Below are 15,566 nucleotides of genomic sequence, written 5' to 3' on the forward strand. Positions count from 1 at the left end.
CTTGTTCTTGATGTAACCGGTTACATGATCCAGAAACATGGATCAAGAACCTTGCGACGATTGCCGTTCCGACACGCCGGAACGGGATCGCAGCAGGCACAGGCAAGGGATGAGCGAATGACGGCAACAACGATTTCCCGACGGGCGATGCTGATGGGCGCAAGCGCGGTCGCAGCTTGGGCGGCAAGCCCAGCGCGCGCGCTGTTGCAGCAGACGAAGGCGGGTACGGCGGCGCTGCCCGCCTCCGTCGAAGCGCTGATCGGGCGCATGACCGTGATTGAAAAGGCGGGGCAATTGACGCTGATGGCGGCGGCTTGGGCGGGGGGCGCTGCGACGTCGCTCAACCCGGCCGGCGGCGCGGCGAGCTTCGACGGGCAATTGGCCGATGTCCGGGCCGGCAAGCTTGGGGGGGTGTTCAACGGCAATGGCGCGGTCATGGCCAAGCGGATGCAGACGGTCGCGGTGCGCGAATCGCGGCTCAAGATCCCGCTGATCTTTGCCGCCGACGTGATCCACGGTCTGCGTACCGTGTTCCCGGTGCCGCTGGCCGAAGCAGCGAGCTTCGATCCCGAGCTGGCACGGCGGACTGCGCGGGCGGCAGGTGCGGAAGCCGCGGCGTCCGGGATCGACTGGACGTTCGCACCGATGGTCGACATCGCCCGCGACGCACGCTGGGGGCGCGGTGTCGAGGGATCGGGCGAGGACGTGCTGCTCGGCCGGATGATGGGCGCCGCGCGCGTTCGTGGTTTCCAAGGCGAGCATGGGTTGGCCGCGGCCGATGCGGTCGCCGCCTGCGCCAAGCATTTCGCCGCCTATGGCGCGGCCGAGGCGGGGCTGGATTACAGCACGGTCGACATCTCCGAGCGGACTTTGCGCGAGGTGTATTTCCCGCCGTTCGAGTCCGCCTTCGGGGCGGGCGCACCGACCGTGATGGCATCGTTCAACGAGATCAACGGCATCCCGGCGACCGCGAACGACTGGTTGCTGACCGACGTGCTGCGCCGTGAATGGGGGTTCGGCGGCCTGGTCGTCTCCGACTATACCGGTGACGAGGAACTGATCGCGCATGGTTTCGCCGCCGATGCGCGCGAGGCGACCAAGCTTGCCTTCATGGCCGGCGTCGACATGAGCATGCAGAGCGGTTTCTATATCGAGCATCTGCCCCATCTGGTCGCGGCGGGCGAGGTGCCGATGGCGCGGCTCGACGAGGCGGTGCGCCGCGTGCTGGCGCTGAAGGTGCAGCTTGGTCTGTTCGACGATCCGTTCCGCCGTATCGACCCGCGTCGCGAGCGGACGCGTATCCGCACGCGCGAGACGCTGGCGCTGGCGCGGGAGGCGGGTACCAAGTCGATCGTGATGCTCAAGAACCACGGCAACCTGCTGCCATTGCCGCGACAGGGCAAGCGGATAGCGCTGATCGGTCCGTTCGCGGCGGGGCAGCACGACCTGATCGGGCCGTGGAACGTGTACGGCACCGACGCCGAAGCGGTCGACCTCGCGACCGGAGTCCGCGCCACGGTCGCCGATCCGTCGCGGGTCAGCGTCGCGCTCGGATCGGGTGTCGATGCGCCGCTGGCCGGTGGGATTGCTGCGGCGGTTGCCGCGGCGCGCGCGGCCGATGTGGTCGTGCTGGCGATCGGCGAGAGCCAGCGGATGTCGGGCGAGGCGCAGTCGCGCGTCGACATCGTCATCCCGCCCGCTCAGATCGCGCTGGTCGAGGCGGTCGCGGCGACCGGCAAGCCGATCGTCGTTTTGCTCCGCACCGGCCGCGCCCTGGTGCTGAGCGGCGCGGTGCTGGCCGCGCCTGCGATCCTCGTAACATGGTTTCTCGGGTCGCAGGACGGCCCAGCGATCGCGGACGTGCTGTTCGGCAAGACCGGGCCCTCGGCGCGTTTGCCCGTCTCGTTCCCGCACGCGACGGGGCAGGAGCCGTATCATTACGATCACAAGAGCACGGGGCGTCCGAACCCGCCTGGACCGCTCCTCGAATACAAGGCGCACTACCGCGAGTTCGCCAACGAAGCGCTATTCCCGTTCGGTCACGGGCTGACATACGGCACGGTCGAGTATGCCAGGCTCGATCTCGGTACCGGACAGATCGCCGGGGACGGGGCACTGACGGTCAGCGCGACGATCGCCAATTCGGGCACGCGGGCCGCCGAGGAAACGGTGCAGCTCTATATCCACGATCTCGCCGCGAGCATCACGCGGCCTGTCCGCGAACTGAAGACGTTCCGGAAGATCATGCTCAAGCCCGGCGAGCGACAGATCGTCTCGTTCACGCTGCGCAAGGCGGACCTTCTGTTCGTCGGGAGGGACCTGAAGCCGACGGTCGAGCCTGGCCGCTTCCGTATCTGGATCGCACCGTCCGCGCAGGCCGAGGGGGTGTCGGGCGAGTTCACGCTCACCTGAGGCTGGCCATCGTATCGCGGCGAAGCGGGATGGCGAGGACCGCCGCCAGCATCGCCGCGATCAGCAGCGCAGGGCCGGCCAGCATCAGCCAGCGGATCGCGTACAGGCTGGCTGGGCCCTGAACGGCACCGGCGACGAAGCCGTTCGCCTGATAGATCATGCCGATCGCGAAGCCCGTGCCCGCCAGCGCGATCTTCTGCATCAGCGCGTAGGTGCCGAACGCGAGCGCCTCGACCCGCTTGCCGCTCTGCGCTTCGCCCCAATCGACGGTATCGGGCAGCAGCGTCCAGGCGGCGAGCGCGAAGCCGACGAACGCCGCCTGCATTGCCAGCAGGAATGCCGCCGTCGCCGTGCTGCCAGGCCAACCGGTTAGCGCGAACACCGCAGGCACGATCAGCGCGAGCACCCCGGCGCCCAACCATGCGGTGCGGGCGCCGCGGGTGCGCGCGAGCGCCGTCCAGAGCGGTACCGCGACGAGGCTGCTGACCGCCATCGCCGCCAGTGCGCGAGGACCGCCCGGCGCGTCCTGCAGAACGTAGCGGAAGAAATAGAGCACCGACTGGCTGGTCAGCGCGGTCGCGGCGCCGCCGGCGGCCGACGCGACGTTGAGCACGACGAAGGCCCGGTTGCGCGCCAGTACCGCCAGTCCGGACCAGATCGCGAGCCGCTCTGCCGGTGCGGCACTCGGGGTCGGCTCGGGCACGCGCCACGCCATGATCGCGAGCAGGGGCACCGCGACGACGGCGAGGATGGCGGAGGCCACGCCGTAGCTTCCGGTTCGCGCCACCAGCCAGGGCAGCAGCAGCGCGACCAGGGCTCCCGCTGCCGAGCCGAACCCCATGCGCAACCCGGCTACCAGCGAGCGATCCCGACTGGTCTGCGCCACGCGTGTCGTCCACGCCGCATAGGGGATGTTGGTGAACGCGTAGAGCGTGCGGAACATCATCTGCGTCGCCAGCGCGAAGGCGGCGGCACCGGTCGGCACGGAGAACATGGCGACGAACGTCAGTCCGAGCGGCAGCGCACCCCATCCGACCAGCCGACGATACGAAAGCCGCATCCGCTCCGCCGCCGCCCCGGCAAGGAAATCGGCGGCACCGTCCCAGATCGCGCCGATCATGAACACCAGCCCGGCGGTCGCGGGCGGCAACGCCAGCGCATCGATATAGTAGAAGAGCAGGTACAGGCTTATCGCCTGCCAATAGAGGTTGAACGCGAAATCGCCGGCGCTGAAGATCACCAGCGTGCCGTTCGGGCCTGCCCTATCGCCGCGCTCAGCGCGCATCGAGGATTTTCGGGTGGATATTCGGATCATAGGCTGCGGAGTCATGGTACTGTTTTGACCACGAGTTTCGTGGCGGAGCGTGACTTGCTCGAGAACCTCGTAGACGCCCCGCAAGATGTCTACCAGCAGTTCGACCGGGCGGTGGCCAATCATTCACTTGGCTGGGCTATCGTCGTGAGCAGCGGCTGGAATGGCGCGCGGCTCTTCGGCGCCGCGGAGGACTCTGGCGCTATATGTCCGGAGTAATCATATCCGACGTAATCGTTTATGTTACAGACCAGCGGCATGGGACAGCGAACACCGCCCGTTACGTGACAGGGCTGGGCCGAGTCCAGTCGGGGATGCCGGCGCCGCAGCCCCAGATATGGGTGGGTACGGGTTTGCCTCCGAGCTGTGGCGGGAATGGCCAGTTTATGAGCGCCTGCGCTGCGACCGAGCATCGATGGCCTGGCATGCAGTTGATCCGGGTCCGGGCGATGAGACCGGCGTCACTTTCCCAGGAATACAGCGTCGCCTCGCCGCGACGCTCAAACCTTTCGAAGTTCCAGTCCCCGCGGCATCGTTTGACGAAGCTCGCCATCATGCGTTCGCGCCCGAGTTCCGGCCACGGCGTCGAGGCGGCCGCGCTCGCTAGCGAGGCGCTGGGTACGTAGCGAGGGGTTAGGTAGCCAATGATTATCAAAGGCGCGACCAGCTGAAGGCCGAACATCCCGACGAAGAAAGACATCCTGCCCATCCTTCACAGACTACGAGCAGGAGCTTGGCAATCACTTAATGCGGAACGGATCGACTGCTAATACGCCTTTCTCCTTGTTGGCAGGAATGTCGGCTGACCTCTCCCTTCACGACATTCATGACGTACGAACAGGCGCCAAAAGCGGCCAGCGCGGCAATGAACGAGTGTCTGAAGTTGGGAAGCGGGGAAGGGCGCGCGAATGGCCGACTATGGCTATCTGGCGAAACGCGGCGTCTTCGATGCCATCCCGCATTGACGGGATCCCGTCTCTAAGACCATCGCGTCGTCCATGACCAAAAGCAAGGGACGCACCGGCGCACACGCGCGCGCCAATATCCAACCTGCTCCGACAGCCACCGAGCTCGATGCAGCCAAGCGAGAGGTTGCGCAGATCGAAGGGCGGCTTGCCGGCCTGGCTTCGGGGCACCCATCGGTTAAAATCTGGAAGGCTCGTCTTCGTTCGGCCCAAGCAGTGATCGCTCGCGCGCCACGCGATTTACCGCGCGATTTACCGCGCGATTTACCGCGGGATTGAAAGACGGGCGGCTCGGCCATCGCGACTGATCGCCGCTCCGTATCGATCGCTTGCGCTCGCTTGCTGAGCCGGCGAGGATCGCGCCGATAGCGTGCAAACGATACGGCGTGGGGAGGACTTGGCGATGAAAGGCAGGAACATGCAGCGGTTCGCGAAAGCACTCGCATTGGCCACGGTGGCGTTGCCGACGGTTGCGCAGGCGCAGGTGCCCGATACCATCCTTTACGGCGTCGCCTATTACGACGAGTACACCCCGGTCGACCGCGTCGATGAGGACGCGCGGATGATGAAGGCGGCGGGGATCAGTGTCGTCCGCATCGCGGAATCGACTTGGGGCACGCTGGAACCGCAGCCCGGGGTGTTCGATTTCAGCCATGTCGATCGCATGCTCGCCGCGATGCACAAGCAAGGCATCAAGGTGATCGTCGGAACCCCGACCTATGCGATACCGACTTGGCTCGCGCGCCAGCATCCCAACGTCCTCGTCGTCGGTCGTGACGGCGTACGTGCGCAATACGGCACCCGGCAGAACATGGACATCACCGATCCCGACTACCGGGCGGCGGCCCAGCGGGTGATCGTGGCGCTGGTGGACCATGTGAAGGATCATCCTGCGGTGATCGGCTACCAGCTCGACAACGAGACCAAGCCTTATGACACCAGCGGTCCTGCGGTGCAGGCGGGGTTTGTGCGGTCGATCAGGGCGAAATGGCCGAGCCTCGATGCGCTGAACCAGGCATGGGGGCTGAATTACTGGTCGAACCGCATCAACCGGTGGGAGGACTTCCCGTCGGCCACCGGCTCGATCAACGCCAGCATGTCCAACGCCTTCGCCGCCTACCAGCGCAGCCTCGTCACCGACTTCCTCGCGTGGCAGGCCAAGCTCGTTCGCGCCCATGCCCGGCCCGGCCAGTTCATGACGCAGAACTTCGACTTGGGCTGGCGTGATGGCTCCTACGGCATCCAGCCGGAAGTCGACCATTGGAAGGCGGCAAGGTCGCTCGATATCGCCGGCATCGACATCTATCATCCAACGCAGGACAAGCTCACCGGCGCGGAGATCGCTTTCGGTGGCGACGAAGCCCGCTCGATCCGCAATGGACAGAATTATCTGGTGCTGGAAACCGAGGCGCAGGGGTTCCCGCAATGGACGCCCTATCCGGGCCAGCTTCGCCTGCAGGCGTTCAGCCATCTCGCTTCGGGCGCGCAGATGGTCGAATATTGGCACTGGGCGACCACCGCCAACGCGGTCGAGACCTATTGGCGCGGGCTGTTGTCGCAGGACTACAAGCCCAATGCGGAGTATGCGGCGGCAAAGGTGATCGGTGCCGAGATCGCGCGGCTCGGTCCGAAGCTGGCAGGCATGACGAAGCACAATCAGGTCGCCGTCTATGTCAGCAACGCCGCCCAGACCGCGTTCAATTCGTTCAAGCCGGCGGGCATCGAGTATAATCAGGTGATGCGCCCCTTCTACGATGCGCTCTACCGGATGAACGTCGAAGCCGACATCGTGTCGCCCGACAGCACGCGGAAGCTCGATGATTACAAGCTGATCGTCGTGCCGGCGCTTTACGCGGCGAGCGACGCCGAGATCGCGAGGCTGAACGACTATGCCAAGCGCGGCGGACATCTGCTCTACACCTTCAAGAGCGGCTTTTCGGACGAGAACACGAAGGTGCGCTATGCGTCACAACCGGGTGCGATCGCCGAAGCGGCTGGCGTCACGTACCAGGAGTTCACGATTCCCGTAGGGGTCACGTTGGCGGGCAATCCGTTCGGCGTTTCGGATGCCGACAACGCGCCGCGCTGGTGGATGGAGATGCTGAAGCCCACGACCGCCGAGGTCGTGGCACACTATCAGCATCCGTCATGGCCGGCTGCCGCCGCGATGACCCGCAACCACTGGGGCAAGGGTGAGGTCAGCTATGTCGGCTTCATGCCGAGCGACGCGCTGGCCGAGAAGATCGTTGCCGCCGAAGTCACGCGCGCGGGTGTCGTGCCATCAGTCGCGGGCGTGCGTTTCCCGCTGATCGTGCGCGGCGGCATTTTGAAGAACGGCCACACCGTTCGTTACGTGCTCAACTATTCGGCTATGCCACAGCATATGGCGGCCCCGGCTGCGGGCACTGAACTGCTGCAGGGGCGCAAGGTGAAGCGTGGCGGACCGATCGAGCTTGCCGCGTGGGATGTCGCCATCATCGAGGAAGATGGACGATCCGATTAATGGCCGCGCCGTGCGGAAACAAAGCGAAGGGGAGGTTGCGTGAACGATCAAAAAACGCCGCGTAACGCCGCCATTACCCGGCGGGCACTGCTAGGAAGCGGCGCGGGGGCGGCGATCGTGTCGAGCGGCCTGGTACACGCCGCGACCAGAATTGCCTCCACCGATTTCGTGATCCGCACCAGCGATCTGTCGATTGCCGTCACGGTCCTGAGCGATCGTGCGTTCCGCGTCCGTGTTGCACCCGTGGGAGCGCCGCCGGCGACGCCAGGCGAAATGCTGGCGCCCATCGCGAAGCCGCCAGTCCCCAGGCGGATACGGGAGGGCAGCCGAACGCGTCTGACGCTTCCCCAGGCACAATGCGTATGGGATGAAGCGACCGGATGCCTGTCATTCCATGACGGCGCCGGCAACCTGCTCCTCAGCGAAGCCCCCGGATCGCGGCATGTCGCGCAATCGACGATCGGAAACGAGCCGACCCTGGCCGTAGCGCAAGGCTTCGTCAGCCCGGCCGACGAACGCCTCTACGGTACGGGCTGCTTTCAGGACGGCCATCTCGATATTCGGGGCCTGCCGCGACGCCTGACGCAGGTGAACACGCAGATCAGTCAGCCGTTCGTGCTGTCGAGCAAGGGCTATGGTCTGCTGTGGCATAATCCAGGTATGGCGGAGCTGAACCGGCCGGACCGGCCTATCGTGCTAACCCGGCAGGCGGCAGCGGGCGACGCGCGCATGGCCGATGTCACCACGTCCACCGGTAATGCCCGCGTCGAGCGCCGCGATGCCGTGTTCACGGGCAAGTTCACGGTCCCGCAAGGCGCGCGCTATGCGTTCCTGCTCGATCTCAACCGCAAGATGTCGTCGCGCCATTATGTCGAGATCGACGGCAAGCCCATGACGGATCACACCAACCTCTGGTTGCCGCCGACCGCCAGCTTCATCGGCAAGCTCGCCGCCGGAGAGCACAGCGTGCTGGTACGGGCAGGTGACGAGGACGTGCCGGTGCTCCACTTCGCACCGGTCGAAGATCGCACGACCTGGTGGTCGCCGGTATCCGAGGGCATCGATTACGTCGTGATCGCCGGGCCTACGGCGGTGGAGGTCATGGCCGGCTATCACGCCTTGCTTGGGCCGCAGCCGATGATGCCGCTCTGGGCGCTCGGCTACATTCATTGTCGCGAGCGGTTTCACTCGTCGGATGAGATCATCGCGACGGCACGCGAATTTCGCGCGCGAAAACTCCCTTGCGACATGATGGTGCAGGACTGGCAATATTGGGGAAAATACGGCTGGAACGCCATGCGTTTCGACGAAGACCATTATCCCGACCCTGCAGGCCTCGTACGCGATCTGCATGCGACGGACATGCGCCTGATGCTGTCGGTCTGGTCCAAGGTCGGCAAGGAAACGGCGCTGGGCAAGGACGTGGCCGCGAAGGGCTTCTACATTCCGGGTACCGAATGGATCGATTTCTTCAATCCGGTCGCCGCGCGCTTTTATGCCCGGCAGCAGAACCAGAAGCTCGCCTCGCTCGGTATCGACGCCTGGTGGCAGGACGCGACAGAGCCAGAGAATGACGACCTCGTCGGACGGCCGATTTATGCGGCACCGGGCAGGACCCAGCCCGGCGAGAAGCGCCGTAACCTCTATCCGCTGCAAGTTAGCCGAACGGTGTACGAGGAGCAGCGGCGCGCGTATCCGGACAAGCGGGTAATGATCCTCACCCGATCGGCCGCACCGGGCCAGCAACGCTATGGTGCCGCGACATGGTCGGGCGACATCGGTCATGACTGGGAGACGTTGAAACGGCAGATCCCGGCTGGACTCAATATGGCGGCGGCGGGCCAGGCCTGGTGGACCGTCGACGCGGGAGGCTTCTTTCGGCCGGGCAAAGGGCAATATACCGACCCTGCCTATCAGGAACGGTTCCTCCGCTGGTTCCAGTTCGCGACGTTCCTGCCGTTGACGCGCGTCCACGGCTACATGACCGACACCGAGTTCTGGCGATATGGTGAGACGGTGGAGCGCATCGCCCGCTTGTACCTCGAACTCCGCTATCGCTTGCTGCCCTACACCTATGCTCTGGCAGCCGAGGCGTCGGCGGCTGGCATGCCGCTCATCCGACCGCTGGTGTTCGACTTTCCACACGACCCGAAGGCGCTCGATCAGGTTCATGCGTACATGTTCGGCAGCGCCATCCATGTCGCGCCGGTGCTCGCGGCCGGCGTGAAGACCTGGGACGTCTACCTGCCGGTTTCGGACGGCGGCTGGTACGATTTCTGGACAGGCGAGCATCGTGAGGGAGGGCGGACGCACACCGTTCCGGTGACACTGGACCATATCCCCCTTCACGTGCGGGCGGGTAGTATCCTGCCACTGGGGCCGGTTGGCCAATCGACGGCCGGGCTGCTTGGCGGGGCGCTCGATCTCCTGATTTATCCGGGTCGGGACGGCGCCGCGTCGTTGTACGAGGATGACGGGCTTACCTATCGCTACGAGCAAGGCGCCGCGGCGCGGATGTCGCTGGAGTGGAAGCATGCAACGGGTGTGCTCACCTTGGGCGCGCGGCGGGGTTCTTATTCCGGTATGACGAATAGTCGGGTAATCCGCGCTCACCTGATGCGCCCTGGGATCTCTGCGCTGTCAGTAAGCCCGGGCATGGCAGTCGATTATGCCGGACGGGCTAAGCAAATGATCCTTAGCACTTAGGCTAGATGGATGCCGAGTTCGTCGATTTCATGACGCGAAGGGTACCATAAGAATCGGTTTGTTTCACAGGGTCCGCCCCCTTTCTATGGGAATTTGGTCGTCGCATTGACTGCTGATCGCGGGACAGGTTGTCGGTTGGAAGGGGGCGGCTGGTTAGAAGAACACGAGGCCCATGCTGCGCGCCCGGCCTTCCACAGCTCGAGATATTCACCCAATTCGACCAAGCTTCTCTTGCCGCAATAGGCCGAGGAGCGAGGCTCCTCACTTCGGTCTGTGGTGAAGCAGGGGAGGGGACGGGAACGCGCCACCCACGGCAAGGACGATGCTTTCCGATTAACCTTGCTGCCGGTTAAATGTCGGACATATTATAGTTGATAAGGGAACCTGCAAGCTTGCCGGCCCCGGTGGTGATTGGGTGGACCCGAATGAATCAGGCACTTCGTTTCTTACTCCTCATGATTGCGGGTGTCCCCCTGATCGGCGCCGCGCCCGCCACGCTGCCGCCGCTATCCGCCTATGTCTTCGTCTACTTCACCGGCAATACGATCGACGGCGAGAAGCTGCGCTTCGCGATCTCCGATGGCAACAATGCCTTGCAGTGGAAGACGTTGAACGATGCCCAGCCGATACTCGAATCGACCAAGGGCACGCGGGGCCTGCGCGATCCGTTTATCATGCGCTCGGCAAAGGGTGACCGCTTCTTCCTGCTCGCTACCGATCTTTCGACCGGTCGCAGCGGCTGGGGCGGGGCGACCGACCACGGCAGCCGCCACCTGGAAATCTGGGAATCGACCGACCTGATCCATTGGGGCAAGCAGCGCCACGTTCGCGTGAACGTGCCTGCCGCGGGCATGACTTGGGCGCCCGAGGCCACCTACGATCCCACCATTGGTGCTTACGTTGTCTATTGGACATCGACGCTCTACAAGGATGCCGCGCACAAGCGCGAGGACGGCAACGGGCCGCAGATCCTGACTGCGATGACCCGGGATTTCAGAACGTTCACTTCTCCGAAGCCGTGGTTCAAGGCCGCCGACGTCCCGGGAGCGGTCAAGGCCAAGGGCATGATCGACGCGACCGTCATGAAAGTTGGCGATCAATATTATCGCTTCACCAAAGTCAGCGACGCCAGCGGCTGCAAGTCGAGCGATATCCTGGCTCAGGTCTCCCCATCGCTGCGCGCATCCGGTGCCTCGGGCGCGTGGAAGATCGTCGACCGCTGCGTCGGCCGGCGCTCCGGCACACCGGAGGTGGAGGGGCCGAGCGCGTTCGTCGCCAATCCGGGCGACACCAGCGGATTCAAGTACTTCCTGTGGGTCGATGACTATGGCGGCGTCGGCTACATTCCGCTGGCGACGAATGACCTCAACGGCAAGATCGCCTGGACTTACCCGCAGGCGTTCAGCCTGCCGGCATCGCCGCGGCACGGTACGGTCATGGCGATCACCGCGTCGGAACGTGACAGGCTCGTCGCGTACTGGAACCGCCCCGCGCCCGCGCCCGCGCCCGCGGCCGATAGCTGGGTGGTTCCTCCCGTGCTGGCCTCGGGTACGCGCTTGCCTGTACCAGACGGCCATCTCGTCACATGGCGCGTCGACGGCCGCGTGCTGTCCGACGGTGTTCTCATCAACCGTGACGCGATGGCGCGCGTCGTCCATCTCGACGGAACCCTGAAGCGTCTGGACGGAACGACGCTCGCCAAGCACTTCACCGTCCGCCTGCTCGGCACCGCGTCGAGCCGCCTCAGGTCCTATGCGCGCGCGCCCACGACCGCGCGGGACGCGAACCAGCCGACCGTGGCGCGGAGCGTTCACCTCGCGCTTACCGGCGCTGACGGCAGCACCGTCCCTCTGAACGACGATTACGGCGTCCTGTTCGCGCGCGGCAAGTATGTTGGGGTGGATCGCGTCGCGCTGCGCGGGGTTGCCGACCCGTCATTGTTCTACTTCGCAGACGCCACGCTCGGCGTTATCGCGACGCGCGTCGACATGGCCGGCACGCCAGATCCCGATCCCACCGCGACGATCGTCTTCCGCAGCGGTTTGACGCACCCGGGCGACTTCGTCGAACTGGGCTCTCTTGACCTGCACACCGCCGATGGCGTCGCGAAGCCGCACGCGCGCTACGATTCCGCCGCCCGCCGCTACGTGCTGTCGTGGACCGATCGCTCCGGGAAGCCGCGCTGGACGACAGCCGCCGATCTGACGCGCACCGAATGGCGCGACATGCCCTTCGAGCCCGGCGGTCGTCGTCAGCAGATCGTTTCGGCCGGCAACGTCGGCGACGCCCGCAACGGCCGCATCTTTACCACCGATGACGATACGCTCCCGATCGATGCCACCCTAGCCACCGTGCTCACCCAACGCTTTGGCCGCATCGTGAACACCACCGCCGCGGTGGCGCCGCAGGTGATCGTCGCTCGCCAAGCCGCCGCGCTACGCGACGCACGTGTGACTCTTGGGTATTCGGACGGCTCCACTGCCACCCGCGCCGTCGACTGGGACGCCGCCGATCTTGCGCGCCTTACCCATCCAGGCCGATACGTCGTTCACGGCACTGTGCGCCAACGCACCTATCCGGCGATCTTCGCCTATAATCGCGCCGATCCCGACATCTATCGCTGGGAGCGCAACGGCCGCGTCCGCTACCTCTTCGTCGCGACCGACGACACGAACAACGACAATGTCGGCTCCGCGCACCTGCCCATCCGGGTCGCCGACACGATCGCCGACCTCGCCGACGACAATGGCGGCCGCGCGCGCGAGGTCGACTTGCTCAACCGCCGCACCCGCCGCGATCGCACCGCGGACGGCCGCGTCATCGCCGGCTGCTATTGGGCGCCGGAGCTTCACGAGATTGGCGGCAAGCTCTCGATCCTGTTTGCGCCCTGCTTCAACCCGCGGGACAACACGTCAAACGAAGGCGGCGCATGGTTCACGGTCGAATCCCACATCATGCAACTGCGCGACGATGGCGACCCCGCCAACCCTGCCGACTGGTCGCGACCCGCGGCGATCCGCAAGGCCGATGGCGCACGACTCGGCCGCACTGAAATGCCGAGCAATATCAGTCTCGACATGTCCTACGTCGAGGTCGCTGGTCAGCATTATTACACGTGGTCGCAACGCTATCTGCCGACCGCTGGCGTGCTCGGCGACCCGCTGACGTGGATCGCCAAGGTCGACCCTGAGCATCCGACGCGCCTTGCCAGCCAGCCAGCCCCGATCATCGCGCCCGGGACCTCGGTCGAAGAGAACCTTGCCGAAGGCGCGTTCGCGCTCAGGCACGACGGACGGCTGACGCTCGTCTATTCCAGTTCCGGGGTGAGCCCGACCTATGTCGTGAACGGCATCTCCGCGCCGGTGGACGCCGATTTGACGAGGGCGAGTTCGTGGCGCAAGTGGCCGGCACCGCTCCAGAAAAGCGTGCCGATGCCCGCAGGGGTCACCGATTATCGCCGCTACGAACAGGGGCCGGGCCACGGTGCCTTCACTACTGACGAGGACGGCAACGACCTCTACGTCTACCACAGCTGGGGCAATGGTGTCGGCGGTGACGGCCGAGATGCGCGCGTGCGCCGCACGCACTGGAGCGCGGACGGCCGACCGCTACTCGACATGACCGCCAACGAGGAAGTGGCCCCCGTCAACCGCCGCGTCACGATGAACGTCACAATCCGTTGACGCTTGAGCGTGAATACAATGCGGCGATAACCCCGATGGCGAACCATCTCGCGGGGCGGAAAGTCGCTTGTCCGCTACCTTCCCACTGAAGCCTAACCGATATTGGATCAACGCGTCGCTACCGGCGTGGCGATGATTGTGGCATGTCTGTCCTGTTGGCGGTGTCGCTTGCCGCTTGGGCGTACATGTGCGCATGCCGGAACAGGATCGGTGTCCGTCCGCTGTTCGTGCAGACCGCACGGTATGCTTATCAACGCATTGCGTTGTACCGGACCTTCTCAAACGTGATTATTTTTGGTAAAAGCAGCAGCTTCGGAATGTTGGCTATTGCCACCCGCCTTATCGACAGCCGTCTTCCGCTTTCCTGTCATTTCAGGCCGTCCAGACAACGGATCGGCCGTCAAGCACTACCTTCCAGCCCGACGAACGGATGGCTGAAGATGGAGGCGGGGAAGGGCCCCGAACGTCCGTTTGTGGGCTTTCTAACGGGTGACCACGTACGGCTTCATAGCGGCAAGCTTGCCGAGGAAGGCGTTTTGAGCTGGAAACGCCACACCCTCGCGACGCATGGCGGCCTGGAGGTTTTCGACCAGCGCATTCATGTCCTTGGCCTGGATGCCGAGACTCTTGTGCGCGGTCGCCATGTCGCGACCGGTATAGTGACAGCCGCCGTTCAACAGAACGCAGAACTGCTCCTTCAGCGTGCGGCGGAGGCGGATCATGTCCTGCCCCTTGAAGATGTCGCCGATGCGCGGATCGGCCTGGCTCGTCGTCACCAGATCATCGACGATCCGGCCGATGCCGGCCACGCCGTGAAACGCCTCGAGCATGGCAACGCCCTTGAACGGACCGCCGCCGGCATTGGCATCGCTCATGGCATAGGGCGCGACCGGGTCCTCGCCTGGCGGCGCCAGCGCGGTCTGGAGGAGGACGAGCAAGGCAAGCACGAGCATCGGAAACGTCCCCTAAAAGGCAGTCTGGAGCGACAGAAAGCCGCCGCGCTGGCGCTCGGCCGTTGCGATCGATCCCAGGTCGACATAGGCCGCGGTCGCGGTCAGGTTCTTGTTGATCGCATAGGCGGCATAGGCGGACTTCCAGTCATTCTCCTTGGCGAACCCGAGATTGTCCGGTTTCGACCGATATTCGCCGCCGACCACCAACTGGCGCGAGATCTGATAGCCGAGCGTGCTCTCGACCTGGACGGTGCGATGTGCGCCGCGATCGCCGCCGAACCCGAGCAGGCCGTTCTGGTTGGCCTTCGTGTAGCGGATCGTGGTGCCGAGCAGGATGCTTTGCCGCAGCAGGAGCTTGGTGGCAGCCACGTAGATATCGGTACCGCTGGCGTGGCGTCCACCGACCGCGGCGACGATCTGCGGATCGAGATTGTGCTTGTACTGCACGCCGATCGCGATCTGCGGCAGGTAGGCGCTGCCATAGACGGCATCGCCAGCGACACGCAGCTTGGCACCGAACACGTCCTGGTTGAGCGTATAGCCGCGACCGATACCAAGCTTTGCACCGACATCGCGCGTGTCGAGATTCTGTCGGGCGTAGCTCAGTTCCAGTCGGTCGTGGACCCCGATAGCTGCGCCGTGGCTCTCCCATCGATAGTCCGGCAGCAGGATAACCGAGACGTGCGCGGACCCGCCGATCCCGTCGACGGTCTCGTTGCCGGCGATCAGCGCCCAGGTGGAGATGCCTCCGCCCGAACTGCCCTCGATCGTGGTGACGCCGTTGGTCAGCATCAGCTTACCGCCTGCGCGACCCTCGCGCGCTGCGGCGGGAGACGCTGTCACGACGGTGATCGCCACCACGAAGTTGGCGATGCATCCGGCGACGGTCGATGGCATGCGAATCATCCGGTATCTCATGGAGACCATTGGTTAAATCTCGGTTTCCCTAGCCCGGTTTTCCACGCGGAGCCGGGGCGAAAAAGACATGAGCGGCATTTACGGATTGGCAATCTTCCGACCGTTAGAAGTCGC

The 15,566-nt window shown here is 64.9% G+C and carries 9 protein-coding genes; 5 read left to right on the forward strand and 4 right to left on the reverse strand.

Features of this window, described 5'->3' with window-relative positions; translation table 11 throughout:
- Nucleotides 1-117 precede the first annotated feature (117 nt).
- Complete coding sequence (locus C8J43_RS10705; RefSeq protein WP_133030898.1) at nucleotides 118-2,412, forward strand: glycoside hydrolase family 3 N-terminal domain-containing protein; 2,295 nt, start codon at nucleotides 118-120, stop codon at nucleotides 2,410-2,412.
- Here C8J43_RS10705 and C8J43_RS10710 read toward each other — a convergent pair.
- Both C8J43_RS10710 and C8J43_RS10715 read right to left on the reverse strand, forming a co-directional pair.
- Nucleotides 2,405-3,697, reverse strand: a complete 1,293-nt coding sequence (locus C8J43_RS10710; protein ID WP_133030899.1) for an MFS transporter — start codon at nucleotides 3,695-3,697, stop codon at nucleotides 2,405-2,407. The genes C8J43_RS10705 and C8J43_RS10710 overlap by 8 nt on opposite strands.
- 307 nt (nucleotides 3,698-4,004) lie before the next feature.
- Nucleotides 4,005-4,424, reverse strand: a complete 420-nt coding sequence (locus tag C8J43_RS10715; protein WP_133030900.1) for a hypothetical protein — start codon at nucleotides 4,422-4,424, stop codon at nucleotides 4,005-4,007.
- 298 nt (nucleotides 4,425-4,722) lie between these two features.
- On the opposite strand from C8J43_RS10715, the gene C8J43_RS10720 reads away from it, so the two are divergent.
- From C8J43_RS10720 to C8J43_RS10735, 4 genes are all read left to right on the forward strand, one after another.
- Nucleotides 4,723-4,968 carry a hypothetical protein gene (locus C8J43_RS10720; RefSeq protein ID WP_133030901.1) on the forward strand — a complete coding sequence of 82 codons (246 nt, stop codon included), beginning with the start codon at nucleotides 4,723-4,725 and terminating at the stop codon, nucleotides 4,966-4,968.
- 124 nt (nucleotides 4,969-5,092) lie between these two features.
- Complete coding sequence (locus C8J43_RS10725; protein ID WP_243645518.1) at nucleotides 5,093-7,192, forward strand: beta-galactosidase; 2,100 nt, start codon at nucleotides 5,093-5,095, stop codon at nucleotides 7,190-7,192.
- A 39-nt stretch (nucleotides 7,193-7,231) separates the two neighbouring features.
- The gene (locus C8J43_RS10730) at nucleotides 7,232-9,898 is read left to right on the forward strand and encodes a TIM-barrel domain-containing protein (protein WP_133030902.1); all 2,667 of its coding nucleotides are present in this window, start codon (nucleotides 7,232-7,234) and stop codon (nucleotides 9,896-9,898) included.
- A gap of 455 nt (nucleotides 9,899-10,353) precedes the next feature.
- Entirely contained in the window at nucleotides 10,354-13,581 is a 3,228-nt protein-coding gene (locus tag C8J43_RS10735; RefSeq protein ID WP_207893375.1) for a family 43 glycosylhydrolase, read from the forward strand.
- A 482-nt stretch (nucleotides 13,582-14,063) separates the two neighbouring features.
- Here the strand turns inward: C8J43_RS10735 and C8J43_RS10740 are convergent, their stop codons facing one another.
- Both C8J43_RS10740 and C8J43_RS10745 read right to left on the reverse strand, forming a co-directional pair.
- On the reverse strand, nucleotides 14,064-14,534 hold the full coding sequence (locus tag C8J43_RS10740) for a group 1 truncated hemoglobin (protein ID WP_133030904.1): 471 nt from the start codon (nucleotides 14,532-14,534) through the stop codon (nucleotides 14,064-14,066).
- Nucleotides 14,535-14,546: 12 nt separating this feature from the next.
- The gene (locus C8J43_RS10745) at nucleotides 14,547-15,431 is read right to left on the reverse strand and encodes a DUF3034 family protein (protein ID WP_133030905.1); all 885 of its coding nucleotides are present in this window, start codon (nucleotides 15,429-15,431) and stop codon (nucleotides 14,547-14,549) included.
- Nucleotides 15,432-15,566 lie beyond the last annotated feature (135 nt).

Source organism: Sphingomonas sp. PP-CE-1G-424 (genome assembly GCF_004341085.1).
Lineage (GTDB): Bacteria > Pseudomonadota > Alphaproteobacteria > Sphingomonadales > Sphingomonadaceae > Sphingomonas.

Bases quoted from the DNA above. Each gene is read 5' to 3' on its own strand.
- C8J43_RS10745 (WP_133030905.1), bottom strand. From the start codon at position 15,431: ATGCCATCGACCGTCGCCGGATGCATCGCCAACTTCGTGGTGGCGATC.
- C8J43_RS10720 (WP_133030901.1), top strand. From the start codon at position 4,723: ATGACCAAAAGCAAGGGACGCACCGGCGCACACGCGCGCGCCAATATC.
- C8J43_RS10735 (WP_207893375.1), top strand. From the start codon at position 10,354: ATGATTGCGGGTGTCCCCCTGATCGGCGCCGCGCCCGCCACGCTGCCG.
- C8J43_RS10740 (WP_133030904.1), bottom strand. From the start codon at position 14,534: ATGCTCGTGCTTGCCTTGCTCGTCCTCCTCCAGACCGCGCTGGCGCCG.
- C8J43_RS10710 (WP_133030899.1), bottom strand. From the start codon at position 3,697: ATGCGCGCTGAGCGCGGCGATAGGGCAGGCCCGAACGGCACGCTGGTG.
- C8J43_RS10705 (WP_133030898.1), top strand. From the start codon at position 118: ATGACGGCAACAACGATTTCCCGACGGGCGATGCTGATGGGCGCAAGC.
- C8J43_RS10715 (WP_133030900.1), bottom strand. From the start codon at position 4,424: ATGTCTTTCTTCGTCGGGATGTTCGGCCTTCAGCTGGTCGCGCCTTTG.
- C8J43_RS10725 (WP_243645518.1), top strand. From the start codon at position 5,093: ATGAAAGGCAGGAACATGCAGCGGTTCGCGAAAGCACTCGCATTGGCC.